The sequence below is a fragment of the Quadrisphaera granulorum genome, from assembly GCF_003149145.1.
Taxonomy (GTDB): domain Bacteria; phylum Actinomycetota; class Actinomycetes; order Actinomycetales; family Quadrisphaeraceae; genus Quadrisphaera; species Quadrisphaera granulorum.
Genome location: NZ_QGDQ01000008.1, coordinates 80,246 through 104,645 on the forward strand (window position 1 = coordinate 80,246; position 24,400 = coordinate 104,645).

The 24,400-nt window shown below is 71.4% G+C and carries 25 protein-coding genes; 24 read left to right on the forward strand and 1 reads right to left on the reverse strand.

All coding sequences use genetic code 11. From position 1 onward, the window contains the following. Nucleotides 1–134 precede the first annotated feature (134 nt). The 20 genes from BXY45_RS08220 (at nt 135) to BXY45_RS08315 (ending at nt 17,991) form a co-directional block, all read left to right on the forward strand. Nucleotides 135–1,040, forward strand: coding sequence for a hypothetical protein (locus BXY45_RS08220; RefSeq protein WP_146211131.1), 906 nt, complete (start codon nt 135–137; stop codon nt 1,038–1,040). Between the two features lie 3 nt (nt 1,041–1,043). Beyond that, on the forward strand, nt 1,044–1,469 hold the full coding sequence (locus BXY45_RS08225; protein WP_109773850.1) for a GntR family transcriptional regulator: 426 nt from the start codon (nt 1,044–1,046) through the stop codon (nt 1,467–1,469). An 84-nt stretch (nt 1,470–1,553) separates the two neighbouring features. After that, nucleotides 1,554–2,459, forward strand: coding sequence for a hypothetical protein (locus BXY45_RS23175; protein ID WP_170131380.1), 906 nt, complete (start codon nt 1,554–1,556; stop codon nt 2,457–2,459). Beyond that, nucleotides 2,456–4,150 (forward strand): hypothetical protein, encoded by a 1,695-nt coding sequence (locus BXY45_RS23770; protein WP_211319358.1) that lies wholly within the window; start codon nt 2,456–2,458, stop codon nt 4,148–4,150. Before BXY45_RS23175 ends, BXY45_RS23770 begins: the two co-directional genes overlap by 4 nt. Continuing rightward, complete coding sequence (locus tag BXY45_RS23775) at nt 4,147–4,794, forward strand: ABC transporter ATP-binding protein (RefSeq protein ID WP_211319359.1); 648 nt, start codon at nt 4,147–4,149, stop codon at nt 4,792–4,794. Before BXY45_RS23770 ends, BXY45_RS23775 begins: the two co-directional genes overlap by 4 nt. 57 nt (nt 4,795–4,851) lie before the next feature. After that, nucleotides 4,852–5,409: a DUF4365 domain-containing protein gene (locus BXY45_RS08245; protein WP_109773853.1), complete on the forward strand. Its 558-nt coding sequence runs from the start codon at nt 4,852–4,854 to the stop codon at nt 5,407–5,409. After that, nucleotides 5,402–6,535, forward strand: coding sequence for a hypothetical protein (locus BXY45_RS08250; protein ID WP_146211133.1), 1,134 nt, complete (start codon nt 5,402–5,404; stop codon nt 6,533–6,535). The genes BXY45_RS08245 and BXY45_RS08250 overlap by 8 nt, the downstream gene beginning before the upstream one ends. A gap of 249 nt (nt 6,536–6,784) precedes the next feature. Next, nucleotides 6,785–7,303, forward strand: a complete 519-nt coding sequence (locus tag BXY45_RS08255; protein WP_170131381.1) for an RNA polymerase sigma factor — start codon at nt 6,785–6,787, stop codon at nt 7,301–7,303. Further along, complete coding sequence (locus BXY45_RS08260) at nt 7,303–8,112, forward strand: hypothetical protein (RefSeq protein WP_109773856.1); 810 nt, start codon at nt 7,303–7,305, stop codon at nt 8,110–8,112. The genes BXY45_RS08255 and BXY45_RS08260 overlap by 1 nt, the downstream gene beginning before the upstream one ends. Nucleotides 8,113–8,291: 179 nt before the next feature. Further along, nucleotides 8,292–8,828 carry a hypothetical protein gene (locus tag BXY45_RS08265; RefSeq protein ID WP_146211134.1) on the forward strand — a complete coding sequence of 179 codons (537 nt, stop codon included), beginning with the start codon at nt 8,292–8,294 and terminating at the stop codon, nt 8,826–8,828. A gap of 148 nt (nt 8,829–8,976) precedes the next feature. After that, entirely contained in the window at nt 8,977–9,708 is a 732-nt protein-coding gene (locus tag BXY45_RS08270; protein ID WP_109773858.1) for an alpha/beta fold hydrolase, read from the forward strand. A gap of 140 nt (nt 9,709–9,848) precedes the next feature. Then, the gene (locus BXY45_RS08275) at nt 9,849–10,493 is read left to right on the forward strand and encodes a YbhB/YbcL family Raf kinase inhibitor-like protein (protein WP_109773859.1); all 645 of its coding nucleotides are present in this window, start codon (nt 9,849–9,851) and stop codon (nt 10,491–10,493) included. Next, on the forward strand, nt 10,490–11,362 hold the full coding sequence (locus tag BXY45_RS08280; protein WP_109773860.1) for a helix-turn-helix transcriptional regulator: 873 nt from the start codon (nt 10,490–10,492) through the stop codon (nt 11,360–11,362). The genes BXY45_RS08275 and BXY45_RS08280 overlap by 4 nt, the downstream gene beginning before the upstream one ends. Nucleotides 11,363–11,638: 276 nt before the next feature. Further along, complete coding sequence (locus BXY45_RS08285; RefSeq protein WP_109773861.1) at nt 11,639–12,262, forward strand: DJ-1/PfpI family protein; 624 nt, start codon at nt 11,639–11,641, stop codon at nt 12,260–12,262. Between the two features lie 189 nt (nt 12,263–12,451). Next, nucleotides 12,452–13,453: an isopenicillin N synthase family dioxygenase gene (locus BXY45_RS08290; RefSeq protein WP_109773862.1), complete on the forward strand. Its 1,002-nt coding sequence runs from the start codon at nt 12,452–12,454 to the stop codon at nt 13,451–13,453. A 4-nt stretch (nt 13,454–13,457) separates the two neighbouring features. Next, nucleotides 13,458–13,751, forward strand: coding sequence for a 2Fe-2S iron-sulfur cluster-binding protein (locus BXY45_RS08295; RefSeq protein ID WP_109773863.1), 294 nt, complete (start codon nt 13,458–13,460; stop codon nt 13,749–13,751). Further along, the gene (locus tag BXY45_RS08300; RefSeq protein WP_170131382.1) at nt 13,748–15,277 is read left to right on the forward strand and encodes a sugar ABC transporter ATP-binding protein; all 1,530 of its coding nucleotides are present in this window, start codon (nt 13,748–13,750) and stop codon (nt 15,275–15,277) included. Before BXY45_RS08295 ends, BXY45_RS08300 begins: the two co-directional genes overlap by 4 nt. Then, nucleotides 15,274–16,371: an ABC transporter permease gene (locus BXY45_RS08305; protein ID WP_170131383.1), complete on the forward strand. Its 1,098-nt coding sequence runs from the start codon at nt 15,274–15,276 to the stop codon at nt 16,369–16,371. The genes BXY45_RS08300 and BXY45_RS08305 overlap by 4 nt, the downstream gene beginning before the upstream one ends. A gap of 142 nt (nt 16,372–16,513) precedes the next feature. Continuing rightward, nucleotides 16,514–17,584, forward strand: coding sequence for a sugar ABC transporter substrate-binding protein (locus BXY45_RS08310; protein ID WP_170131384.1), 1,071 nt, complete (start codon nt 16,514–16,516; stop codon nt 17,582–17,584). Between the two features lie 8 nt (nt 17,585–17,592). Further along, nucleotides 17,593–17,991: a VOC family protein gene (locus BXY45_RS08315; RefSeq protein WP_170131385.1), complete on the forward strand. Its 399-nt coding sequence runs from the start codon at nt 17,593–17,595 to the stop codon at nt 17,989–17,991. On the opposite strand, the gene BXY45_RS08320 is transcribed toward BXY45_RS08315, so the two are convergent. After that, entirely contained in the window at nt 17,970–18,962 is a 993-nt protein-coding gene (locus BXY45_RS08320; RefSeq protein WP_109773867.1) for an isopenicillin N synthase family dioxygenase, read from the reverse strand. The genes BXY45_RS08315 and BXY45_RS08320 overlap by 22 nt on opposite strands. 75 nt (nt 18,963–19,037) lie before the next feature. Between BXY45_RS08320 and BXY45_RS08325 the strand changes: the two genes are divergently transcribed. From BXY45_RS08325 to BXY45_RS08340, 4 genes are all read left to right on the forward strand, one after another. Next, a complete protein-coding gene (locus BXY45_RS08325) occupies nt 19,038–20,576 on the forward strand; it encodes a PucR family transcriptional regulator (RefSeq protein ID WP_245961702.1) in 1,539 nt (512 codons plus the stop codon). Nucleotides 20,577–20,642: 66 nt separating this feature from the next. Continuing rightward, nucleotides 20,643–21,686, forward strand: coding sequence for a TIGR03842 family LLM class F420-dependent oxidoreductase (locus BXY45_RS08330; protein ID WP_109773869.1), 1,044 nt, complete (start codon nt 20,643–20,645; stop codon nt 21,684–21,686). Between the two features lie 28 nt (nt 21,687–21,714). Further along, nucleotides 21,715–22,542: an urease subunit beta gene (ureB, locus tag BXY45_RS08335; protein ID WP_109773870.1), complete on the forward strand. Its 828-nt coding sequence runs from the start codon at nt 21,715–21,717 to the stop codon at nt 22,540–22,542. Beyond that, nucleotides 22,539–24,284 (forward strand): urease subunit alpha, encoded by a 1,746-nt coding sequence (locus tag BXY45_RS08340; protein WP_245961696.1) that lies wholly within the window; start codon nt 22,539–22,541, stop codon nt 24,282–24,284. Before ureB ends, BXY45_RS08340 begins: the two co-directional genes overlap by 4 nt. Nucleotides 24,285–24,400 lie beyond the last annotated feature (116 nt).

A 24,400-nucleotide genomic window follows, 5' to 3' on the forward strand; every position in this document is an offset into this window, starting at 1 on the left:
AGGCTCCTCCAAGATGCTGCGAATATCGCAGCATCTTGCCACTCGATGAAGGGGGTTGTGGGTGGGCGTGTCGACCTTGACTCGACCCCTCAACTCTTATGTACTTCTGTCCCGATACAGAAGTGCAAAAGGGGATGAGAGTGCTGGATATGGTGGCTGCTCTGGAAGTGCCGGTGATCTACGCCTCCGGCCTGGCGGGTCTCCTCGCCATCGTGATCGCCGCGCGTCCTCCGCTCTGGAGCGTTGTGGAGAGCTGGGCTGCCGCTGTCGCCGGCCAGGACGTCGAAGACGTCCGAACCAGCCAGGTTCGAGGCCTCCTGACGCGCACCTGCCTGGTCACGCTGGTGATCTTCGTGGTGGTCCTCATCCCCGCGCTCGCTGTGCAGCTCAAGGCCGCCGCGCCCGCGTGGGGTCTGGGGCTGGCCGTCCTGCTGGGGGCGGCGACGGGTGCCGACGGCGGCCGCACCCGGCGGGTCGACCTGCTGCAGCTGACCACCAGGTCTGCCTCTCGCAGATCCGTGACCGTGCTGGCCAGCGCGGCGGTGGTGATAGCGGTGGCGACCATGGCGTGGTGGGGAGCGATCACCGCCCACATGGACATGGGCTGGCCCTACAACGGGCCGGACACGGCGATGCCGGAGTCCGAGCAGTGGATCCTGCCCGTGACCGCAGGCTGCTCGCTGCTCACCGGCCTCGCTCTGCTGGGCGTAGACCGCAGGATCCGCCTGCGCCGGGCCCTCCCGGGCGTCGAACCCGCCGTCGACGCCGCACTGCGCGAGGTCAGCCGCCGGCGCGCCCTCCTCGGCGCGGGTGCCGCCCTCGTGACGCTCGCCGCGGTGCTGCTCTCCCTGTCACCGACGCTCACCGTGGCCGTCGGCGCGCCCGAGATCCTGAACCCTGTAGTCGGGCAGACCGCCGGGCTCGTGGGGACCGTCGCGGTGGGAGCAGCGATGGTGTGGCTGACCGTCGGACTGCTGCGCTGGTCGCACCGCGCCAAGGTGCCCGCCGACGCCGACGCTGACGCTGACTCGGAGGTGTGAGCTGTGCAGCTCCAGGTCGACGTCCGCAGCCCCACCCCGCACTACGAGCAGATCCGCGCCCAGGTGACTCGGCTGGTGCTCACCGGCGCCCTTCCCGCCGGTACGCGCCTGCCCCCGATCCGTCAGCTCGCCGGGCACCTGGGCCTGTCCAACGGCGCTGTGGCCAGGGCCTACCGGGAGCTGGAGCGTGAAGGCACCGTCGTCACCGCGGGCAAGAAGGGGACCATCGTCGCGGACCACCCCACAGGTGCTCCTGAGCAGGACGACGACGTCGGCTCCCCGCTCGCTGCGGAGCGCGAACGGGCGCTGGCCGCTGCGGCTGCTGAGTACGCCGCCACTGCCCACCGCCTGGGCTGTACCCCCGAGCAGACCCGAGCCGCTCTCGACGCCGTGTTGACCGCCGAGCTCACTGCAGGCCTGGCACGGTAGTAGTAGCCCGCTCCCTTCTCCCCTACCTGGACCGCACAGCCACCAGCCGGTGGCTGGCTTTGCCGACCCTTGGAACGGAGCGCCATGTCCTCCACCGCCACCTCAACCCACGAACCCACCGCGCCGCGACGCCCGGCCCACCTCACCCTCACCTCCCCTCGCAGGGGACTGGCCAGTGACGTGCGCCGCGAGATCCGCGTTCTGCTGCGCTGGCCTCAGCTGACCCTCGCGGCCGCGGTGGTGGCGTTGCCGAGTGCGGTGGGGCTGCTGTTCGTCGTCCCTGGCTACGCGCTCATCGACGAGCTGGACCTGTCCTCGCTGCTCGTCGGAAGCGCCGTCCCGATGGCTTTCCCCTTGCTCGCAGCGGCCTTGGCCGCCCCCTCGATGGCCTCAGAACTGCGACACCACTTCCTGGCCAGTACCCGCACTCGCACCCCGGTGCGGCGCTACCTGCTGGCCAAGGTCGTCGCCGGGGGGCTGCTGGGCTTCGTCGTCTTCGCGCTCGCCGCATTGGTGCCGATCGTCGTCTCCTTCGGCGTGGTCCCTCACATGGGGTTGGTTCAGTTCCACCCTGACACCGTGCTACTGACGGCTGAGCAGGTGGTCGGCACCAGGCCCGGTCGCTACACCTTCAGCCAGGTGTTCGCAGCCGGTCCGAGCCTGGGGCCGTGGCTCTACGCCCTCCTCCACGCCGGCTGGGCCGGGCTCAACGGCGCGCTCTACACGGTGCTGCCCATGGTCCTGCTCGTGGTCCTCCGCAGTCCACTGCTGGCTCTCAGCGCACCGCTCCTCGGGTACCACCTCGGCTCCTTCGCTACCGCCCTCGCCGGGTGGGACATCTTCGGCCCTCTCACGAGCGTCTTCCCCTTCACCCTCGCGCAGCAGCCGATGTGGACGGTGCTCGTGCCGTTCACGGTGCTGCTCACGCTGACCGCGGTGCTGCTCGTCTCCGTGCTGCGCAGTGCGCCCCACCGTGACGTGCTCTCGTGAGCGGCACTCAGGCTCCGGGGGTCGGCCGCCCGGCGCTGGTGCTGACAGGGCTCCTGCTGGGCACGGTCGCCCTGAGCGCCGGCTCCGGATGGACGGTGCGACGTGACCTCGAGGGTTTGGTGGGTCGTCAAGGTGGTGACCTCGACGGGTGGGCTGTCTTCCTCAGCTGCCTGGCTGACCCCTACAGCACGATCTTCGTGTTGCTGCCTGTGGCGGCCGGCCTCGCGGCCGAGCACGTCACCCGCCGTGGTGACCACGCCGAGCTCATCCGCCACGGCTCGCGGGCGCGCTGGCTGGCATCCACCACCCGCAGCAGCCTGGGCCGCATCGGAGCCCTGGTTTTCGCCTGGACACTGGCGGCGCTCATGCCCACGGCGGGCCTGCCGTGGTTCGCCGCTTTCCAGCCCACCGCAGGCCAGATGCCGGGGTCGGGGTACCTGCTGCCGCACCTGGCGACCAGCGGCCTGTCCCCGCAGGCCCTCGCTGGGGCAGGGGTGATCCTGCTGAGCACCGCGTTGCTGACCGGGCAGGTGCTGCTGGCTACCCTCGTCGCCCTGGTCGGGGAGCACCGCCAGCAGGGCGCCCTCGTCGTGGCCGGCGCGATGGCAGGCCCGGTCGCGATCCTGGTCAACTTCAAGCTCGCGGTGCTGCCCGAGTGGCTTGACCCCGCCTGTTTGCTGCTGCTCACTCCTGCTGCTCATCTGCCCGGCGGCCCGTGGAGCGCCGTCGCAATCTGGATCCTGCTGGCGGTCTGTTGCTGGGCACTGTTGCGCTGGCAGCACGTGCTGCTCGACACGGCCGCGGCCCTGAGCCGCGTGGCCGATCGGCTGCCGCGCGTGCCCTCCGGATGGCTGACCTACGCCGCCGCGGTGGTCCTCGGACTGCTCGGCCTGCGCACTGTCGCCGCGTCGTGGCAGCCAGCGACCCCGACGCTGTGGGACTGCTCGGTGACCGCCCTCTACACCGCCTCACCCGAGGGCGCCGGCCCCCTGCTGTGGGCGTTCTCCTCAATCGCCACCCTCGGCTACGGCTACCTCGTCCTGACCCACCTCGACCGCGCCTTCGGACCCCAGTCCTTGCACGCACTGCTGCGCCACGGCACCCCGCGCCGCTGGGTGGCCCGTCAGGTCACCGGCCCCCTGCTGGGCGCAGCAGCGCTCCCCGTCGTCCTTCTCGCCGCGACGACGACACTGCAGGCGGTACAGATGGCAGCAGCCGGCCAGCCCCTGCGCCTGACCACCGCCGACGGCGCAGCGAGCGAGCTGCTGCCCGGCGTCACCCCCGGCGCGCTGGCCTACCAGCTGCTGGTCAACGGAGCGCTGCAGCAGCTCGTCGTCGTCCTCGCCGTCGTCCTGGTCTGCCTGCTCACCGCAGCCAGCGGCTCGGCGCTCAGCAGCGACACCAGCCGGACCAGCCTGTGGCCGCTGGCGGTGCTCGCCGCGTTCCTGGTCGCCTCTTCACCGGGTATCGCCGACCATGCCGTCCTGCCCGCGGGCCTGGGCGGCGCCGGACACGCCATCGGCGGGTGGCCCGCGGCGATGGGGCACACCGCCCTGCTCGGCGGCAGCGCGGCGGGGCTGACGGTCGCCGTCGTCGTCGCCGTGCGGTCCCTCAGGCCCCGTCACCTCTGCTCACCGGACCGCGCGACCGCGACGGCCCTCCACCCCGCCCCTGTCAGGAGCTCCCTGTGACCAGCGACAACGTCATCACCCTGCGCGGCATCACCAAGGCCTACCGCGGCCAGCAGCTCTTCGACGGCCTGGGTGCCGACTTCGGCGCCGGGCGTATCCACGGCATCGTCGGTCACAACGGCGCCGGCAAGTCGGTGCTGTTCAAGGTGATCTGCGGGTTCGTGCGCCCCGACGCCGGCACGGTGGAACTCGCCGACGCCCACCGCCCTGAGCCGGGTGGTTACCCGCGTGACGTCGGCGTCGTCATCGACAGGCCCGGGTACCTACCCGACCGCACCGGGTTCCAGAACCTGCAGCAGCTGGCCGCGATCCGCGGGGTCATCTCCGCGGAGAAGATCCGCGCCACGATGAGCGAGGTGGGCTTGTCACCGGACCTACGCCAGAAGGTGCGCCACTACTCCCTGGGCATGAAGCAGAAGCTGGCCCTGGCGCAGGCGGTTATGGAGGACCAGCGCCTGCTGATCCTCGATGAGCCGTTCAACGCCCTCGACCCCGACAGCGTCCAGGCGATGCATGCGCTGCTGCGCCGCTACCGCGACCAGGGCCGGACGATCCTGTTCACCAGCCACCAGCGCGAGGACATCGAAGCGCTCAGCGACCACGTCTACCTGCTGAATCGCCAGCGCCTGGAGCGGACGCGCTGAGGCCACACAGAACACCGAAGATGACGGCCTGTCGGTGGCGGGGTGCAGGATCACTCCGTGTCCTCAGCCGCCGACAACGCCTATTGGGGCGACTTCGGCGAGCAGTGGGTACAGGTGGTGGCCTCGGGAGCTAAGATCCTCCACGGTCGGCCGCTCACGCTGGACTTCGAGAAGGCCGACGTCGAGCTGGTCCTGAGAGAGCTGACACCTGGCACGGCCTATCCGACCGTCAAGGCTCAGGTGAAGACGACAGTCACCGCTCGGATGACCGACGCTGGCGACCTCGTCTACGACCTCGACGTGACGACGTACGAGCTCCTGAGAAGGACTGACCACGCTGTGCGCCGCGTGCTGGTGGTCGTGTCCCTGCCGGAAGGCGAGGCAGCCAAAGTTCGCGTCACCGAGGACGGGACCCTGCTCGTGGGGAGGGCTCATTGGATCTCACTTGAAGGTGCGCCCCCGACGACCAACACCTCCACCGTCAGCGTGACACTGCCTGCCTCGCAGGCCGTCGATCCGGAGGGACTGCGAAGGTTGCTGTTGCAGCACGGCGTGCGGACACCGACCCCCGTCGCCGATGTCGACCCGTGGAGTGGAGGTGCCGACGATGTCTGAGGTCTCGCAGGGGTTTGAGGCACTCGTCCGCTACCTCAAGCGCACCTCGTGGCGCCCCGTCGATGCCGACCACCGCACCTCGCTCTGGCTGCCACCGGAAGCCGTGACGGAGCAGCACGGTCTGCAGGCCGTCCTTCCCGCGGATCCGTCGATGACGGATGCGTCAGAGCTCATCGAGAAGTCGCTGAAGGTCGTCGCGTGGGCTGAGAAGCGCGGCCTCGACGAGGTCCGCCACGACGTCGTCACCGGTGGCGCCGACCGCCTCTCCGTCCGCCTGCCTGCCGATGCCTTCGACGGTCAGGTCTCCCTGGCAACGGCACCGGACCTCCTGGTCGCGGTCCGCAACCTCGTGGTCGGCGCTGCGGTTGGGGTGGAGACCGAAGACCCGTTGGTGCTGCCGCCTCGCCGCCCGCAACACGTCGAGGCCTACGTCAGCCGCGCTCAGGTCAGCACACGGCCCGGCAGCTTCGTCGTCGACGTCGAACTGCCGGGTGATGAACTCTCCGCAGACGCGCTAGAGCTGGAAGCTGGCACCCCGCTCGGCCGTCGTATCACCGACCGGGTGCGGGCGGTTGCCACCGGGGCAACGGCTCTCGCTGCGCAGATCGGTGACGGAGACCGCGACGTGACGCAGTTTGCGCAGAGCGCGGCGGTGACAGGCAACGCGACCGAGCTTGATGCCCTCGCGCAGCTCGGCCGAGGCCAGGGCCGAGCCCACCGCTACCAGCTTCGCGTCGCGCAGACCCCGCTGTGGGGGAAAGAAGCGGTGCGGCCCTCCGTGCTCACGATCACGCCTGCGCACCAGGCAGTGCTCGCTGAGGCCGCAACCTACCTGCGCGAGCGCCGATCTCGTGACGGTGTGACGGTCACAGGCCTCGTCGTCCGGCTCGCACGCTCGGGAGCTCACGGCGCGGGGGATGTGACAGTGGAGGGCGTCGATGACGACAGCGGCGTCACCCGGCGCTATGCCGTCAACCTGTCCGAGGACGACTACGCTGACGCGCTCCGCGCACACCGGGAGGGGTATCGCGTCGTCGTCGTGGGTGACTTGGACGTGCGGGGCACTCGCCTGACGTTGCGGCGCATCAAGAGCTTCGACGTGCTCGCAGACCCCTCCGCCGTCTGACGACCGCTTCACGTTCAGCCGCTGACGAAGGGGCCGTCCCAGTTCTCGTCGCCCCGCGCCCGTGGCGGCCGCGGCGATGTTGCAGGGCGGGCCTCGGCGTCGTCGTCGTGGTGCACACACCTGTGGATCTGCTCAGCGACGGCGGGATTGTGCGACCAGAGGCCGCCTCCAAAGCCGGTGACGCGACGCCGGTAAGAGGAGGGCATCTGGCGGACAGATGAGGGTGTGCAGACCAGAGCGGAGGTGCTAGTGAGTCGCAGCAGCGACCCCGAGGTGACCTTCGCCGCGTTCTACCGCCAGCACTACCCGGCGGTGCTGGCGTACGCGCGGCGTCGCGCGGTGGAGCACGTGGCCCGTGACGTCACCGCCGAGGTGTTCACCACCGCCTGGCGACGCCGCGACATCGCCGAGCAGCGCGGCCTGCCGTGGCTGTACGCCACCGCGGCCCTGGTGCTGCGCAACCACCAGCGCAGCGAGCGCCGCGCTGCCGCCGCGGCCGACCGGCTCAGCGAGCACCCACCACCCGCCCCAGACGACCACGCGACCGATCACGCCGCCCGCGACTCCGTGCGCCGCGCCCTCGCGCAACTGTCCGACGCCGACCGCGAGGTGCTCGCGCTCATCGCCTGGGAGGAGCTCGACGTCCCCGCCGCCGCCCGCGTCATGGGCTGCTCCACCCCCACCGCCCATGTGCGACTGCACCGGGCGCGCAAGCGACTCCGCGCCGCCCTCGAGCAGATCGAGAGCCACGAGCAGGAGGAGGACTGATGGCCCGCTCGCCCGACGCCGACGCGGCGCTCATGGCCAGGCTCCGCGCTGCCAACCCCGCACGGCCGACCGCTCTCGACGAGCGCGCCGAAGCCGACCTGCAGGCAGCCCTCGCCACCCAGGTCGGTGCTGCTGCGCCGTCGCGACGGCGACCGCTGGTGCTGGCCGTGGCGGCGGCCGTCGTCGTCCTCGGAGCTGTCGGGGTCGGTGTCACGGTGGTTCAGCACGACGACGACGGCGACCGTCGCGGCCCGACCTTCGCTGCCGCTGGCACGCCGGGCGCTCCCAGTGCCCGGGCCAGCAGTCCCCCCGTGAGGCTGCCACCGGTCGACGCCCCAGCGCTGCTCACCGCGTGGGGACCGCAGCCCGCCTACGACTACCCCCCAGTGACGACACCGACCGAGCTCGCTTCCGAGGCGGACCTCGTGGCCGTCGGCGAGCTCGTCGCCATGGCACCGGAAGGTGGAGGGAGCGAATGCCCTGATGGACAGACAGCCCCCATCCCCGAGGTGGTGATGCGCCTCGACCGCCTCCAGGTCGTGAAGGGGCAGCAGGAGATGTTCACGGTGCTCGTCGTCGTGCCCCGTGAAGGCGGCGGGGCTCCGAGGGGGCTGCCACTGGGGACGCGCGTGCTGATCTACGCCTCGGCGGGCCAGTCGGCTGACTGCCAGGACGTTTACCGCGTCACCAGCCCGCAGGGCATCGCCCTGCAGGCCGCTGATGGCCAGGTGGTCTGGCCGCTGCTCGGCCAGGTCCGCGACGGCGACCTGTCGCAGGCGCTGCCCGGCGGCTCCCTCATCGCCCAGTGATTCTTCCCCGCGCTGCCCCTCACACCTCGATGACAGGAGCCACTCCGATGCCACGTCACCCGCGAACAGTCCTGGGATGGACGGCGGCAGCGGTCCTCGTCGTCCTTCTCTCCGGCTGTGGTCAGAGCGTGGTGGGCGCAGCCGCCGTGTTGCCGACAGGCCCGACGGCTGACGCGTCCGTGCCTGAGATCCCCGTCGTCGAGCCTCACTGCTTCGCCGAGTACCACTGGTACTCCGACGCTGCCGAGCTCGTGGCGGACGCCGATGCCGTCGTGAGGGTGACTGCCGTCGGGCCGTCGAGGGACTACGAGATCCGCCCGCTGCCGCCGACCGACAACCCGAATCCGGCGGTGAACCCGCAGTACGGGATGTCGCAGGAGGAGATCGACAAGCTGCCCGGCATTGCTGCCACGGCCATCACCGTGCGCGTCACCCAGGTGCTCAAGGGCGACCTCGCCATCGGCGACACCATCGAGGTCAACCAGGGCACCTGCACCGATCGGCCGCTGCCGATCGGACCGGACACCGACTACGTGCTCGCCGTCAGCGGTCAGCGAGGGGCGCCGTGGGGTCAGCTCAACGAAGACCAGGCGGCGTGGCAGGTCGACGCGACCGGCGGCCTGCACCCGGTGAGCCCGGACAACGAGCTTGGTGTCCGCACTCTCGATGAGCTCGCCGCGGCGGTCGCTGCCGCTCGCCTGCCGACGCGTCCGTGATCAGCGGTCACGGGCCCAAGCTGTGGCGCACGGCGGCGTTGGTGCTATCGCCCACCCACCATTAACCACACTGTTGCGTTGCCCGACGCTTAGCCGTTACATTTCATGGGTCGTGATCCCAATGACGAGATCCCACCCGGAGGTCCCCGTGTCCCGCACCTTCGTCCTGGTCCCCGGCGCCTGTCACGGCGGCTGGGCCTGGCAGCCCGTCGCCAGCCACCTGCGCGCCGCCGGCCACACCGTGCACGCCTACACCCCGCCCGGCCTCGGTGCCGACGACGACCGCCGCGGCATCGGCCTCGACGACGTCGCCCGTGACCTCATCGCCTACGTCAAGGAGTGCGACCTCCACGACGTCTCCCTCGTCGGCCACTCCTGGGGTGGCATGGTCCTGTCCGCCGTCGCGCACGACCTCGAGCCGCGCCTGTCGCACCTGGTCTACTTCGGCGCCTTCGTGCCGCTGGAGGGTGAGTCGCTGCGCGACCTGTGCCCGCCGCCGTACCGCGAGATGTTTGACGGGCTCGCCGGCGCCAGCGACGACAACTCCCTCACCTTCCCGCTGCCGGTGCTGCAGGGCGGCTTCATCCAGGACGCGACCGAGGCGGTGCAGCTGCTCACGCACTCCCTGCTCACCCCGCAGCCGTACGCGACGATGACCGACCCCGTGGGGCGCATCGACTACGCCGCTCTCGACGTCGCACAGTCCTATGTCATCTCCCCGGACGACCTCGCCCTCCCACCCGGCGAGTTCGGTTGGGCGCCGCGCTTCCCGGAGCGCCTCTCCAGCCCGACCGTCATCACCAGCGAGGGCAGCCACGAGGCGATGTTCACTCGCCCCGACGTCGTCGCCCGCGACCTTCTCGCTGCCGTCGGGGCCTGACGCTCAGCGCCCAGGGCGCTCGTTCTGATCGACCCAGGCGCCTGGGTGATCGGAACGGGCGCCCTTCGTGCTGCTCGCCGAGGTTAGCGTCGTCGGTGCCGATCGTGGTCGGCTCCCGCCCCCGATGAAAGGAACCCACCGTGCTCCTGCGCAGCGACGACTTCTCCGACGGAGCCCCTCTGCCTGCGGAACTGGCCTTCGCCGTCCCACATGCGACCGCGCACCTGGCGCTGTCGGACAACCGCAACCCGCACCTGGCGTGGGACGACGTCCCCGCGGACACGCTGTCCTTCGTGCTGGTCTGCCACGACCCGGACGTGCCCAGCAGCGGCGAGGACGTCAACCAGGAGGGTCGCGAGGTGCCGTCCGCGCTGCCTCGGGTCGACTTCGTGCACTGGGCGTTGCTCGACATCCCCGCGCAGGTCCGCGCGATCGAGACGGGTTCGCACTCCGACGGCGTCGTGCCCCGCGGCAAGCCCGGCCCGGAAGCTCCCGGTGGTCTGCGCCACGCGACCAACGACTACACGGGCTGGTTCGCTGCGGACCCCGCGATGGCCGGCAGCTACTACGGCTACGACGGTCCCTGCCCGCCGTGGAACGACTCTCTGATCCACCACTACGTGTTCACGCTGTACGCGCTCGCGGTCCCGTCCCTACCGGTGGTGGAGGAGCCGGGGACGACGCTGGACGGCGCGGCGGTGCGTGCCGCACTCAGCGCGGCGCCGGTCCTGGCGACGGCTGCGCTGACCGGCACCTACACGCTGAACCCCCGTCTGCGCCGGTGAGTGCTCTCCGCGCCGTCGGGGCGGCGCCAGACCCGCCGACGTGGCAGCTGCCTTCCGGCCCGCCGGTCTCGCGGGCGGGGGTGTGCCGCCTGGCCCAGCCGCGCCTGCAGCAGCCCCAGACCACGCCCCGGTTTCGTTTCCAGGCGGCCACCGTGCTCCTCCTCCTCAGCGGTGAGCTGCGGCTCGGCGCGGACCCGGCGCAGCACCTCGGCATGACGGGCAGGGAAACGCCGGCACTGCTGCTGGTGGAGGCCGGCACCACGGCTGACCTGGTCAAACTCCCCGGAGGGCCGGAGGGCTGCTTCCGGTCTGTGTTCCTCGATGTCGCTCCGCGGCAGATCAGTGCTCTGGTTCGAGAGCACCCCGCGGTCCTAGCCGGGGCGTCCACCGGCGGGAGCAGTGACGTACGCCAGGTGGACCTCGATGACGATCTCAGCGCCGCCCTCACCCACGTGGCCCTCAGCGTTGCCGACGAGCGAGTCAGTGACGCCAGGGCGCGGTACCGGATCCTGGACCTGCTGCTGGCCCTCGCTGAGCGCGGCCATACCTTCAGGCCTCCCGGCGAACCCACCACGGCCGACCGGGTGCGCGAGCTGGTGGCCGATGCTCCGGAACTGCGCTGGACCGCCCCGCAGGCTGGCCGGGCGCTGTCCGTGAGCGAAGCGACCCTGCGCCGTCATCTCGCCCGCGAGGGGACCAGCTTCGAAGCGCTGCTGCTGGACGTGCGCATGCACCACGCGGTGATGCTGCTGCAGACCACCGGGTGGAGCCTGTCCCACATCGCCCAGGCCTGCGGCTACCTCTCGCGCAGCCGGTTCTCCGAGCGCTTCCGGCAGCGATTCGGCACCTCACCGGTGGCGGTGCGGTGAGTGGCGGTGCGGTGAGTGACTGCGTCCGGCTCGCGCCACCTACGCCTCGGTGGCTGCGGGCCGTCGCGACCTGGTTGGTGATCTTCCCCAGCGTCGCTGCCGGCCAGTGGCTGCTCGCGCCGATGACCGCCATCGGGCCGGTGGGACGGGCTGCCGTCCTGACCGCCGTCGTCGTCCCGCTGTCGATCTACCTCGGGACACCGGCGGTGCTGCGAGCCATCTCCGTGGCCACGAGCCTCGCGGGGCGGGCACACGGGCATCGGGCACGATGCGCCGGTGACACGACGCGTGGGCCTGCTCCTGTTCGACGAGGTCGAGGTGCTCGACGCCTGCGGCCCCTTCGAGGTGTTCTCCGTGGCGAACCGGGTGGTAGCCCGGTCGGGGGCGCAGCCGCCCTTCGAGGTGCTGCTCGTCAGCGCCCGTCCCGAGGCTGCTGAGGACGACGACGCCGCGCCGCGTGTGCGCGCCCGAGGCGGGCTGCGCCTCGGCGCGGACGTGCGCGTGGATGACGCCCCGACCTGCGACGTCGTCCTCGTTCCCGGGGGAGTGGTCGACGTCGTTGCTGCCAACACCGCGGTACTGGCGTGGTTGCAGCGGTGCCGCCCGGGAGCCGAAGTGGTCGCGTCGGTGTGCACCGGTGCGTTCGTGCTCGCGGCCGCGGGACTGCTCGACGAGCGGCCCGTCACCACCCACTGGGAGGACCTCGACGACCTGCGCACCGCCCACCCTGACCTGCACGTGGTCGGCGACGTCCGCTATCTCGACCATGGCGACCTCGCCACCAGCGCCGGCATCAGCGCCGGCCTCGACCTGGCACTGCACCTCGTGGCGCGGCTGGAGAGCCCGGAGCTGGCGACGGCGACGGCCCGGCAGATGGACTACGCCTGGCGCGACGCCTGAACCCGCCGCGCCCTCGTGCCCGGTGGGGCCCGTGGCGCTGTGGCTTTCCGGGCGATCACTGCCGTGTTTCGACCGTGAGGTCTTCACTGTCGCAGCGCCGCTGACGGTGATCCGGTGTCGTTGTCGGTCCCTCCTGCCGCGGAAAGACTCCCTGTCAGGCCGAGACCCGCTCGCCGGAAGGACCAGGTCATGAGCAGCCAGACCGTGGGCGTCGTGCCCGTCATCGACATCAGCCCGCTCTTCGGAGACGACCTCGAGGCGCGCCGCGCCGTCGGCAAGGAGCTCGACGCGGCGTGCCGCGAGATCGGCTTCTTCCAGATCACCGGCCACGGCCTCTCCGACGCGGTGATCAAGGAGGTCTACGACACCGCCAAGGAGTTCTTCGCCCAGCCCCTGGCCGAGAAGCGCAAGGTCGCCCAGCCCAACCCCAAGACCGTCCGCGGGTACACCGCCGTCGGCGAGCAGGCCTTCGCCTACAACGAGGACACCTCCGCCCCCGGTGACCTGCACGAGAAGTTCGACGTCGGCCCGTTCGTGGAGTCCGACGACCCGTACTTCTCCGTGGACGTGGCCGGCCCCCACTTCATCCCCAACCAGTGGCCCGAGCACCCCGCGCGCATGCAGCTGGCGTGGGAGGACTACTTCGAGGCGGCCGACGCGCTGTGCCGCACGATCATGCGCGGCTTCGCGCTCGGCCTCGACCTGCCCGAGGACTTCTTCGAGGACAAGATTGACAAGGACATCTCGATGCTGCGGGCCATCCACTACCCGCACCGCGACGAGCCGCCGCTGCCGGGGCAGATGCGCGCTGGAGCCCACACCGACTACGGCAGCCTCACCATCGTGCGGCCGGAGGAGGCCCCGGGTGGTCTGCAGGTCTTCACCCAGGACGGCGACTGGAAGGACGTCCCGGTGATCCCCGGGGCGCTCGTGGTGAACATCGGCGACCTCATGGCGCAGTGGACCAACGACCAGTGGATCTCCACCCGCCACCGGGTGGCCAACCCGCCCCGTGACGTGGTGGCCAACACCGAGCGCATGTCCATCGTCTTCTTCCACCAACCCAACTACGACGCCGTCATCGAGGTGCTCCCCACCTGCGTCGAACCCGGCGTGGCCCCGAAGTACGCCCCGATCACTTCGGGCGACCACCTCACCATGAAGTTCGAGAAGACCCACCAGAGGGTCTGAGCCGATGGGTCCCGACCAGCCGGCACCCGCACGCGGCACCTTCAGCGTGGTCCTGCAGCGGACCGGTCGGGTGCTCGACGTGCCCGACGACCGCTCGATCCTCGACGTGGTCGAGCAGGTGGTGGACGTGCCCTTCACCTGCCGCGCGGGCGACTGCGGGTCGTGCGTGACCACGCTGCTGGCCGGGACCCCCGACTACCGCAACACCGTCCTGTCACCGCGGGCCCGAGCCGCCGGCCGGCGCATCGCGCTGTGCGTCGACAGGTCACTCACCCCGACCCTGGAGCTGGACCTGTGACCGACAGCAACGACCAGAGCGGGAAGACGGCAGCCATCGACTGCCGCGGCGTGTCCAAGGCCTACCCGGGCGTCACCGCGCTCACGGATGTGTCCCTGCGTCTGGTCCCCGGGGAAGTGCACGCCCTGCTGGGGGAGAACGGCGCCGGAAAGTCGACCCTCGTCAAGATCCTTACGGGCGTCGAGCGGCCTGACCGAGGCCACGTCAGGGTGGCCGGTCGGGACCTGCACCCGCACACCCCCGTCACTGCCCGCAGGCTGGGGGTGCGGCTGCTCCCGCAGGAGCGGCATGTGGCGCCCGACCTGTCCGTGGCCGAGAACGTCATGCTCGGCGGCCTGCCCCGCACCGGGCTCGGGCTCGTCTCCGGTCGGGCCGTACGCTCGGCCGCTCAGCAGCATCTCGACACCCTCGGCGTGGACGTCGACGCCTCCTATCGTGCCGGCGACCTCACCGCCGCCCAGCAGCAGCTGGTCGAGCTGGCGCGGGTGACCGCCCGCCCGGCCCGGGTGCTCGTGCTCGACGAGCCGACGGCCTCCCTGGCGGGAGATGAGGTGGAGGTGCTCTTCGGCGTTGTCCGGCGCCTGCGCGCCACCGGCACGTCGGTCCTCTACATTTCCCACCACCTGCACGAGGTCTTCGCCCTCGCCGACCAGGTGACCGTGCTCCGCAACGGCTCGCTGGTCCACCAGACGTCCGTGGCCGACACGGACGCCGAGACCCTCCTCTCCCACGTCTTCGCCGCCGACCTCGACCGCGGCCGCCTCGACCGGGCACCCCGGGCCGCCCGCACCGAGCCGGTCATGGCCCTGCGGGGCGTGACGGCCCCCGGGCTCAGTGCGCCGGTCAATCTGGAGGTCCACCCCGGGGAGGTGCTGGCGCTGTCTGGCCCTGCAGGCTCGGGTACCACCGCGGTGGCCGAGCTGCTGGCGGGTGCCCGTAGACCCGTCACTGGCCAGGTCCTGCTGCGCGGAGCGCCCGCGCCGCGCACCCGCAGCGGGGCGGCGAGCGCCGGCATCGGGTTCGTGCCGGCCGACCGCAAGCGCGACGGCCTCCTGCTCGAGCGCTCGATCAGCGAGAACGTCTGGCTGGGACCGGCGGCGACGTCGTGGCTGCACCGCCCGCGCCGCGCCCACGAGGGCGCATGCAGGGTGCTCGCGGCCGCCCGGGCCTCCACCACCGACAGCACCCGGCCGGTCCGCTCCCTCTCGGGTGGCAACCAGCAGCGCGTCGTCTTCGGGCGATGGCTCGCGACCTCCTGCAGCGTCCTCGTGCTCGACCAGCCGACGGCGGGCGTCGACATCGGCGCCAAGTTCGCCATCTACCGCCAACTGCTGGATCTGACGGCGCAGGGCATGGCCGTGGTGGTCGTCTCCAGCGACTACGAGGAAATCTCCGCCCTGGCCGACCGCGTGGTCGTCATGACCGCGGGCCGCACGTCCGCGGAGGTGGACGGGGCGAGCACCACTCCCGAGGAGCTCTTTGCCCTCGAGTCCCCCACCGAGCGCGACCTCCAGGAGGCCTTGTGAGCAGCAACTCCCTCACCCGAGCGAGCTCGACGGAGACGGGGACCGCAGCCGAGGCCGGCGTCGCCGTCCCGACTCGCACCCCGGCGCGGCTGCAGTTCACCACCGTCGCGGCTGCCCGCTCGATCGTGCCGCTGCTCGTGGTCGTCGTGGTGCTCTCCTGGGTCACTGGAAGCCAGAACCCGGCGTTCCTCACCTCCGTCAACGCGCAGAACGTGCTCGCTCAGGTGGCCGTGCTCGGCATCCTCGCCGTCGGGCAGACCTTCCTCGTGGTGGGAGGCCAGATCGACCTGTCGGTCGGCAGCCTGGTCAGCCTCGTTGGGGTGGTCGCCGCGCGGTGCTTCGCCGACGGGTGGAGCACGCCCGCCGTCGTGGTCCTCGCCCTGGCGATCGGCGCCGCGACGGGTCTCGTCTGGGGGACCGCCGTCGCCCTGCTCGACGTGCCACCCTTCATCCTCACCCTCGGCGGGCTCAGCGTGCTGGGCTCGCTCGCCCTGGTCCTGTCAGACAACACCCCGGTGCCAGTGCGCGACGGCCTGTCGTCCTGGGGGTTCGGTACCTGGGGGCCCCTGCGCACACCGGTCGCGATGCTCCTGCTTGTCGTGGTGCTCGGCGCGCTCCTGCTGCACTTCACCCGCTTCGGCCGGACCACCTTCGCCCTCGGCTCCAGCCGCTCGACCACCTTCCTCGCCGGCGTCCCCGTGAAGCGCCACCTCGTGCTCCTGTACGTCGGCAACAGCACGCTCGCCGCCTTCGCCGGTCTCCTCATGATGGCCCGCATCGCCTCCGGAGACCCTCGCGCGGGACTCGGCCTGGAGCTGTCCGTCATCGCCGTCGTGGTGCTCGGAGGGGCGACGCTCGCCGGGGGCCGCGGCACCGTGGTGGGCACCTTCGCCGGCGTGCTCGTGCTCGGTGTGGTCAGCGCCTCCCTGACGTTCCTGCAGGTTCCGGGCGCGTTCCAGTCGCTCGTCTCCGGAGGCATCCTCGTGCTCGCCGTCGTCGCCACCGCGCTCGCGGAGCGCCGCGCAGGCGGCTCGGGGACGGCGGGATGGGCCGGCGCCCTGCGCCGGTCGCTGCCGCGCCTGAAGCGCACCTGACACCTCAGGCAGGGGCCTTTCGCTGCAGCTCGCAGCGGCTCTCTGCCGTCGTCGTCCTCAGTTCCATCACTCCCTCCTGCTCCCGGGTGGCACCGCCACCCGGTCATCGCCGCACGCCCGCTCCCGACCCCGGAGGTCCCCCGTGTCCGAGCACCGCCCCGCCCCCACCGCGCCGCGCTCCGGTCTGACCGCCCAGCCCAGCCGGCGCTCGCTCCTGCTCGCCGGCGGCCTGCTGACCACGAGCGGCCTGCTCGCTGCCTGCGGCTCCTCGTCCACCGCCAGCGCAGGAGCCAGCAGCGGCAGCGTTGCCGGCAGCGGCGGGGGGACCGGCGTGATCGGCATCTCACTCAACGGCAACAACGCTTATTCGAGCTACGTCGCCGAGGGCGTCTACAAGGTGCTCGACGGCACCGGCTTCACCGCCACCGGCGTGCAGAACAACTTCAGCTCCGCCACCGAGCTCAGCAACGTGCAGAACCTCCTGGCCCAGGGCATCAAGGGCCTCGTGGTGCTGCCCGCTGACGCCACCACCATCGCCAAGGCGGCCCAGCTCTGCGTTCAGCAGCAGGTACCTGTGGGCAACGCCCTGTGGCCTGGCAGTGGCGAGGGCGCGGACGACTTCGCCGGCAAGGCCACGCTCGACAGCGTGGAGGGCGGCAAGATGATCGGCGAGTGGCTCAAGGCCAACGCCAAGCCCGGCCCGGTGGTGGTTGTCCAGGGGATCGTGGGACAGGGCTTCTCCGAGAAGATCGACGAGGGCCTCGACGCGGCCCTCGCCGGGTCGGGCTTCTCCGTGGTGGTGCGCGAGCAGGGCTTCTTCGCCCGGGACAAGGCCACTCAGATCGTCCAGACGGCCCTACAGGCCCATCCGGACGTGACGGCGATCGTGGCCTACTCGGCCTCGATGTCCAACGGCATCGCAGCCTTCCTCAAGGGGCAGGGGACCACCACCATCACCCACGTCTCCAGCGACGCCGACGATGAGATGATCACGTGGCTCAAGACGCCGTACCTGGCGGCCACCCGGTACTACTCCGCCGCCCAGACCGGCGTGGTGGCGGCCCAGGCCGTGCTGGCGAAGATCCAGGGGACGACGTCGAGCATGCCCGACACCATCGACCAGGTCATGGCCACGAAGGACACCATCGACGACGTCGTCGCCAAGAACCCCTACCGCTACGAGCAGTACGCGGCGCTGGCCGCGAAGATCTGAGCCCTGCCGTGGTCACCCTGTCGTTCACCAGCCTCGTGGTGCCCGACCCCGTGCGCTCCTCCGCCTTCTACGAGGACGTGTTCGGCCTGGCCGAGGTCACCGAGCTGACCTCGGCGTGGTTCCGCGGCCTCCACCTGGGAGGCATCGTCCTCGGGTTCAGCCACCCCCACGCCTACGAGCTCCTGGGGCTGGCCGAGCCGCCGCCCGGGACTGACGCCGTCAGGACCTTCCTCACGTTCGAGGCCGCGTCCGAGGCCGAGGTCGACGCCCTCACGCGCAGGGCCACCGACCGCGGAGCTGTGCTGGCCGCAGGACCCGGGCGCACGTACTACGGCGCCTGGCAGTCGGTGCTGCTGGACCCCGACGGGCACGCGTTCCGCATCAATCACCTGCGGCTGGGGTCGTGAGGAGACCCCACCGAGGTCTGCCGCAGGTACTTCTCCCTCAGGTGCTCGGCAGCGGTGGGGGCGTCGGGCCAGCCGGACGCGTCCCCGGCCAGCTCGGGCAGCACGTCGACGGGCTCCTCGGCGTTCGGGTGCGCGTAGAAGGCGACCGCAAGCCGGTCGCTGTCCCACGCCACGTCCCGGCGGGGGTTTACCACCCGGTGCAACGTCGCCGGCCACCGGTGGTCGGTCCACTCCGTCCACAGGTCACCGACCATGACCACCACCGCGCCGGGGATCACCGGGACGTCGACCCACTCGCCCCCGGAGTCGAGCACCTGCAGAGCACCCGGCCGCGGCTCCGCCACGCTCAGCGTGAACGCCCCGTAGTCGGAGTGCACCCCCGCCCTCAGCTGCCCGGGCAGGGGCGGCTCGGGCTGGCTCGGGTAGTACAGGGCCCGCAGCATGCTGATCTCCCGGTCGAACCGCGCCGCCATCGCCTCGGGGGAGACGCCCAGGCCCTGCGCTGCGGCGCGGGTCAGAGCGAGGTTGGTCTCGGCGAAGGCGCGGTACGCCCGGACCCACACCTCCCGAAAGCCGGGGAGTGCCGGCCACCGGTTCGGCGCGTGCTCGGGCGTGCCGTCTGCCCATCCCTCGCCGAGGCCGACCTCCGGCCCGATGTCGAACTTCTCCTTGAGGTCGGCGGGCGACTCCTCGTCCAGGGAGAACGTGATGCTCTCGCTGCCCACGGGCGCCCAGCCGCGCACCTGGTCCGGTGCCGGCTGCGCGACGGTCGCCTTCACCGGGGTTGGCATCGCGAAGAACCGGCGGGTCGCGCGGAACAGGTCCTCCACGAGCGCGGCGGAGATGTCATGACCCGTCACCTGGAAGAAGCCGACCTCTTCGCACGCCCCGCTCACCGCCCGCGCGACCCCGCGGTCGCCGCCGGACCCACGGCGAGCAGCCGAGATGTCAATGACCGGGATCGTCCGCACCGTCCGGAGCCTAAGGTGCCCGCACCCCTGAACACCGGGGGTGAGCCAGGGATCCCAGGAGGCCTCCGGGTGCCGATGTCGATCAGCGGTCTGGCGGCCGCTGCTGGTTTGACGGTGGTCAGCACGGGGGCTGGCGCCGACCGGCCGGTCACCGGCGTGCGCGTCGAAGGGAAACCGGGTCGGGACGACGGTCCCACCGTCCTGGTGCTCCCCTGGAAGCCGGTGCGCCGTGGAGCTCCGCTTCCACCACTGGCCGACCGCTTAGAGGGCGTGCTGCGCACGGCCGCTACCGCCGTCGTCGTCGTGCCAGCGGACCGCTCGGTCCACCCGCCAGCGGAGCTGACCGCGTTGTTCGCAGGATCACCGACCGCGGTGCTGTGGGGCCCGCCGCAGGAGCCGGAGGCACTGGCCGCCCGTCTCCTCTCCCTCATGGGGCGCGCGAGCGCGACGGGTCGGGAAGCCGACGACATGGTCTTAACCCTGCTGGAAGGGGACCTCGATGTCGCCAGTCTCACCGCCGCGCTAGCTGACGCGCTGGGGGCTGACGTGACGGTGACCGCCGCGTCGAGGGGGCAGGGCACGTCTGACGGCGTGGAGGTGGCGCACGCGCGCGGTGCCGGGTTCAGCGGCGCAGAGCCGTCATTCGACACGGCCAGCCCCCTCGTGGACGCGCCTGACGGCGCCGAGCCACCTGCTGCCACCGACGTCGTGCTGGACCTGCGGCACGCCGGGCGCCTGATCGGTGCGGTGCGCCTCGCCCGCGCTGCGCCGCTGTCCGCTCCGGAGCTCCACCACGCGGGGCTGACCGCGCGGCTGCTCGCTCTGAGCCTCAGCGCCCACGAGGGTGACCACCGCCACCGGGCCGCCGCTCGGCCGGCCCTGGCCGCCATCCTCAACGACGACCTCGCAGCCCGGGAGAACGAGATCCGCCGCAGCCGCAGGCTCGGCACCTTCCCCGTGCGCTCCGCCGTCTTCCTGGCCGTCGTCCCGTTCGGCACCAGCTTGGGCAGCACCGGCCTGCAGCGGCTCTCGCGGGAGGTCGAGGCCGCGGTGCTGCGCATCGATCCCAGGGCGGTCGTGATCGAGCACGAGGGCTACGTGGTGCTCGTCGTCGGGGCCGACCTCGACCTCGACCGGGTGCAGCGGACCGTGTACCGGGGGGTGAGCCTGCCGCTGTGCGTGGGTGCCAGCAGGCCCGTCGACGACGTCCGCCGCTTCGCCGGGGCCTTCCGCCAGGCGCAGCGCGCCGTGGTCATCGCCAAGGCGCTCGGCTGGGCCAACCGCGTGGCCACCTACGACTCCCTGGGCGTGACCCGCCTGCTCCACCAGCTGCCGGAGTACGAGCGGCGCGAGTTCACCCGCGAGGTGCTGGGCGCCGTCGCTGGCACGGGGGATGTGGCCGCCGAGGGGCGCCGGGTGCTCCGCAGCTACCGGGCCGCGAACGGCAACTTCAGCGAGGCCGCACGGCAGGTGTTCCTGCACCACAACACCTATCGGCAGCGCATCGTGCGCCTGCAGGAGCAGCTGGGCGACTTCGTCAACGACCCGGAGGTGCGGCTGTCGGTGTTCGTGGCCCTCGACCTGCACCGCCTCGACAACGACCGCGACGCCTGACCGCCGTCGCCGTCCCGTCGCTACGAGCGCGGGCACCACTGACCAACACCGTCAAGGAGACCCTCCATGGACTTCGGCGTCGTCCTCCAGCTCACGCCTCCGTCCTCGCGCGCCGTCGAGCTCGTGCGGCAGGCGGAGACCCACGGCTTCACCCACGCGTGGACCTTCGACTCCCACCTGCTGTGGCAGGAGCCGTACGTCGTGCACAGCCAGATGCTCGCGGCCACCCGCAAGATCGTGGTCGGCCCGATGGTGACTAACCCCGCCACACGGGACTGGACGGTCACGGCTTCCACCTACGCCACGCTCAACGAGATGTACGGCAATCGCACCGTCTGCGGCATCGGCCGCGGCGACTCGGCCGTGCGCACGCTCGCGGGGAAGCCGACCACGGTCGCGGCCCTGCGCGACGCGGTCCACGTGATCCGGGAGCTGGGCAACGGGCGCAGCGTCGACCACAACGGGCGCACGCTGACCCTGCCCTGGACGGCCGGGCTGAGTCCCGCGCCGTCGCTGGAGGTGTGGGTGGCCGCCTACGGGCCCAAGATGCTGGAGCTCACCGGTCAGGTGGCTGACGGGTTCATCCTCCAGCTCGCCGACCCCGACATCGCCCGCTGGATGATCGCCGCGGTCCGCGAGGCCGCCGAGCGCGCCGGCCGGGACCCGATGTCCATCACGTTCTGCGTGGCGGCGCCCGCCTACGTGGGGCCGGAGGAGGAGCGGGCCCACATGCTCGACCAGTGCCGCTGGTTCGGCGGGATGGTGGGCAACCACGTCGCCGACATCGTGGGGCGCTACGGAGTCGAGGGGGCTGACGGCGGCGTGCCCAGGGCCCTCACCGACTACATCGAGGGTCGGCAGGGGTACGACTACAACGAGCACGGCAAGGCGGGCAACAGCCACGTCGACTTTGTGCCCGACGCCATCGTCGACAGGTTCTGCCTGGTCGGGCCCGTCGAACGCCACGTCGAGCGCCTGCGCGAGCTGGAGGAGCTGGGCGTGGACCAGTTCGCCCTCTATCTCCAGCACGATGCCCGGGAGTCGACGCTCGAGGCCTACGGCACCCGTGTGCTGCCCCAGATGCGGCGTACGGTCACCGCCATCCGCTGAGGCCGACACGACAGGCAGAGGACGCTTGATGACGCTGACACCCCGCGACCTCGACAGGCTGACCGTGTTCAGCCTCGCGGAGCTCGCCCGCCGCCGCCGGGGGCGGGGCACGCTGCTTGGCCAGGTCGAGGCCGTGGGCCTCATCTGCGACGAGATGCACGAGGCCGCGCGCGACGGCGCCTCCTACGAGGAGGTCACCGAGCTGGGATCGCGGTGCGTGACGACGGCGGACGTCATGCCCGGCGTTGCGGAGATGGTGCCGATCATCTACCTGGAGGTGTCCTTCGCGGACGGCACCAAGCTGGTGACGGTCCGCCGGCCCATCCGCGAACCCGCCGAGCCGGCGCGCCCCGAGTCGGCTGGCTCCGGCACCACCAGCCCCGACACCACGGGCACCGTGCCGATCTCGCCCCTCGACGGCCCTGTGGGTCAGGTGCTCCCTGCTGCCGGGACCCTGCAGAGCCCGCAGGCGCCGACGCGGGAGGTGGAGGTCACCAACACCTCCGCGTGGCCCGTGGTCATCACGTCGCACTTCCACTTCTTCGAGGCCAACAAGCAGCTCGCCTTCGACAGGGAGAAAGCGTTTGGGCTGCACCTCGACATCCCCGCCGGGGCATCGGCGCGCTTCGAGCCAGGGGAGACCAAGCTGGTGCGCCTCACGCCCTACCGCGGCGACCGGGCGGTCTTCGGCTTCAACGACCTCACCAACTGCGTGCTCGGCGACGGCGAGGAGCTGGAGGCGCAGCGCGTCGCGGCCCTGGAACGCGCTCGGTCGCAGGGGTACCTCGACACCGCAGCCACCGCCCACACCGACAGCACCGACAGCACCGACAGCGCTGAGGGGAGCCGGCCGTGAGCTGGACGATGGACCACTCCGAGTACCACCGGCTGTACGGGCCCACCACGGGCGACCGGATCCGCCTGGCCGACACCAACCTCGTCGCGCAAGTGGAGTCCGACCACACCGCCTACGGCGACGAGCCCCTGTGGGGGTTCGGGAAGACCATCCGCGACTCGATGGGCATGTCCAGCCACCTCGAGCGCCAGTCAGCGCGCCTGCCCGACAGGCGAGCGAGCGACAGCACGATGGACCTCATCATCGCCAACGTCGTGGTGGTGGATCCGCTGCTGGGCGTCATCAAGACGAACATCGGCATCAAGGACGGGCGCATCGCCGGCATCGGCCGCGCCGGCAACCCCGACATCACCGACGACATCGAGCTGGTCGCCGGAGCCAACACCGGCTGGATCATGGGCGAGGGGATGATCGCCACCCCCGGCATCGTCGACCCCCACGTGCACCTGGCGACCACGAGCCTCATCCCCGCCGCGCTCTCGGCGGGCACCACGACGATCGTGGGGATGGGCTACGGCCACGTCTCCGACCTGGGCGTCAACCCGCAGCGCCACTTCCACCTCATGATGCAGGCGTGGGAGGGCTACCCCCTCAACGTCTCGCTGCTCGCCCGCGGCAGCGCCTCCGACCGCGCGTCGCTGGAGCGCAACGTCGAGATGGGCTGCGGCGGGCTGAAGATCCACGAAGACACCGCCAGCTTCACCTCGGTCATCGACAGGGCGCTGTCGGTGGCGGACGACGTCGACATCCCGGTGTGCGTCCACACCGACTCCAACCAGGAGGGTGGGGAGCTCGCGGACACTCTCGACGCCATCGCCGGGCGGACCATCCACGCGTACCACATCGAAGGCCTCGGGGGTGGTCACCCCAACGTGCTGGAGCTGGCCTCGCAGCACGCGGTGCTGGGCAGCTCGACGACGCCGACCATCCCCTACTCGACCAACTCCTACGCCGAGTACGGCGAGATGAAGATGGCGGTGCACCGCATGCACAGCCACCTCGAGGAGGATCTCGCCTCGCTGGCCTGGCGCGGCCGGGGCAGCACGGTGGCCGCCGAGTCCGTGCTCCACGACCTCGGGGCGATCGCGATGATGTCGAGCGATTCCCAGGGCATGGGCCGCATCGGCGAGGTGTCCCTGCGGACCTGGCAGATGGCTCACCGCATGAAGGAGGCCACCGGCGCCACCGACCCGGTGACGGGGGAGTCACCGGGGCACGACAACGCACGGATCCTGCGCTACCTCGCCAAGCTGACGATCAACCCCGCGATCGCGCAGGGACTGGCGCACGAGGTCGGCTCGCTGGCGGTCGGCAAGCTCGCCGACGTCGTCCTGTGGCGGCCGGAGTCGTTCGGCGTCAAGCCGCAGCTCGTGGTGAAGAGCGGTTTCGTCGTGTGGGGCCCGGTCGGTGGCGGCAACGACTCCACGCGGCTCGGGCAGCCGCAGGTCTACCGGCCGATGTTCGGCTCCTACGGCGTCGCCCCCAGCAGCCTGGGCGTGGCGTTCGTCGGGCAGCCGGCGCTCGATGCCGGGGTGGAGGGGAAGCTGCGCGCCGAGGGGGTGCGGCGTCGCCTGTCCGCGGTGCGCGACTCCCGCGGCCTGACCAAGTCCGACTTCGTGCGCAACAACGCCTCACCCCAGGTGCGGGTCTCCCCGGACTCCCTGGAGGTCGAGGTGGACGGCCGCATGGTCGACCTCCCGCCCGCCGAGACCCTGCCGCTGACCAACCGCTACTTCCTGTGACCGGTCCGGAGAGCTGCAGAGTGTTGGCCCCTTGAGCGTGACCGCCTGCTCACTCCCAAGGGGCCAACGCGTCACAGCTCCTCGCGATGACTCGGCCCCACCTGTCCTGCGAGATC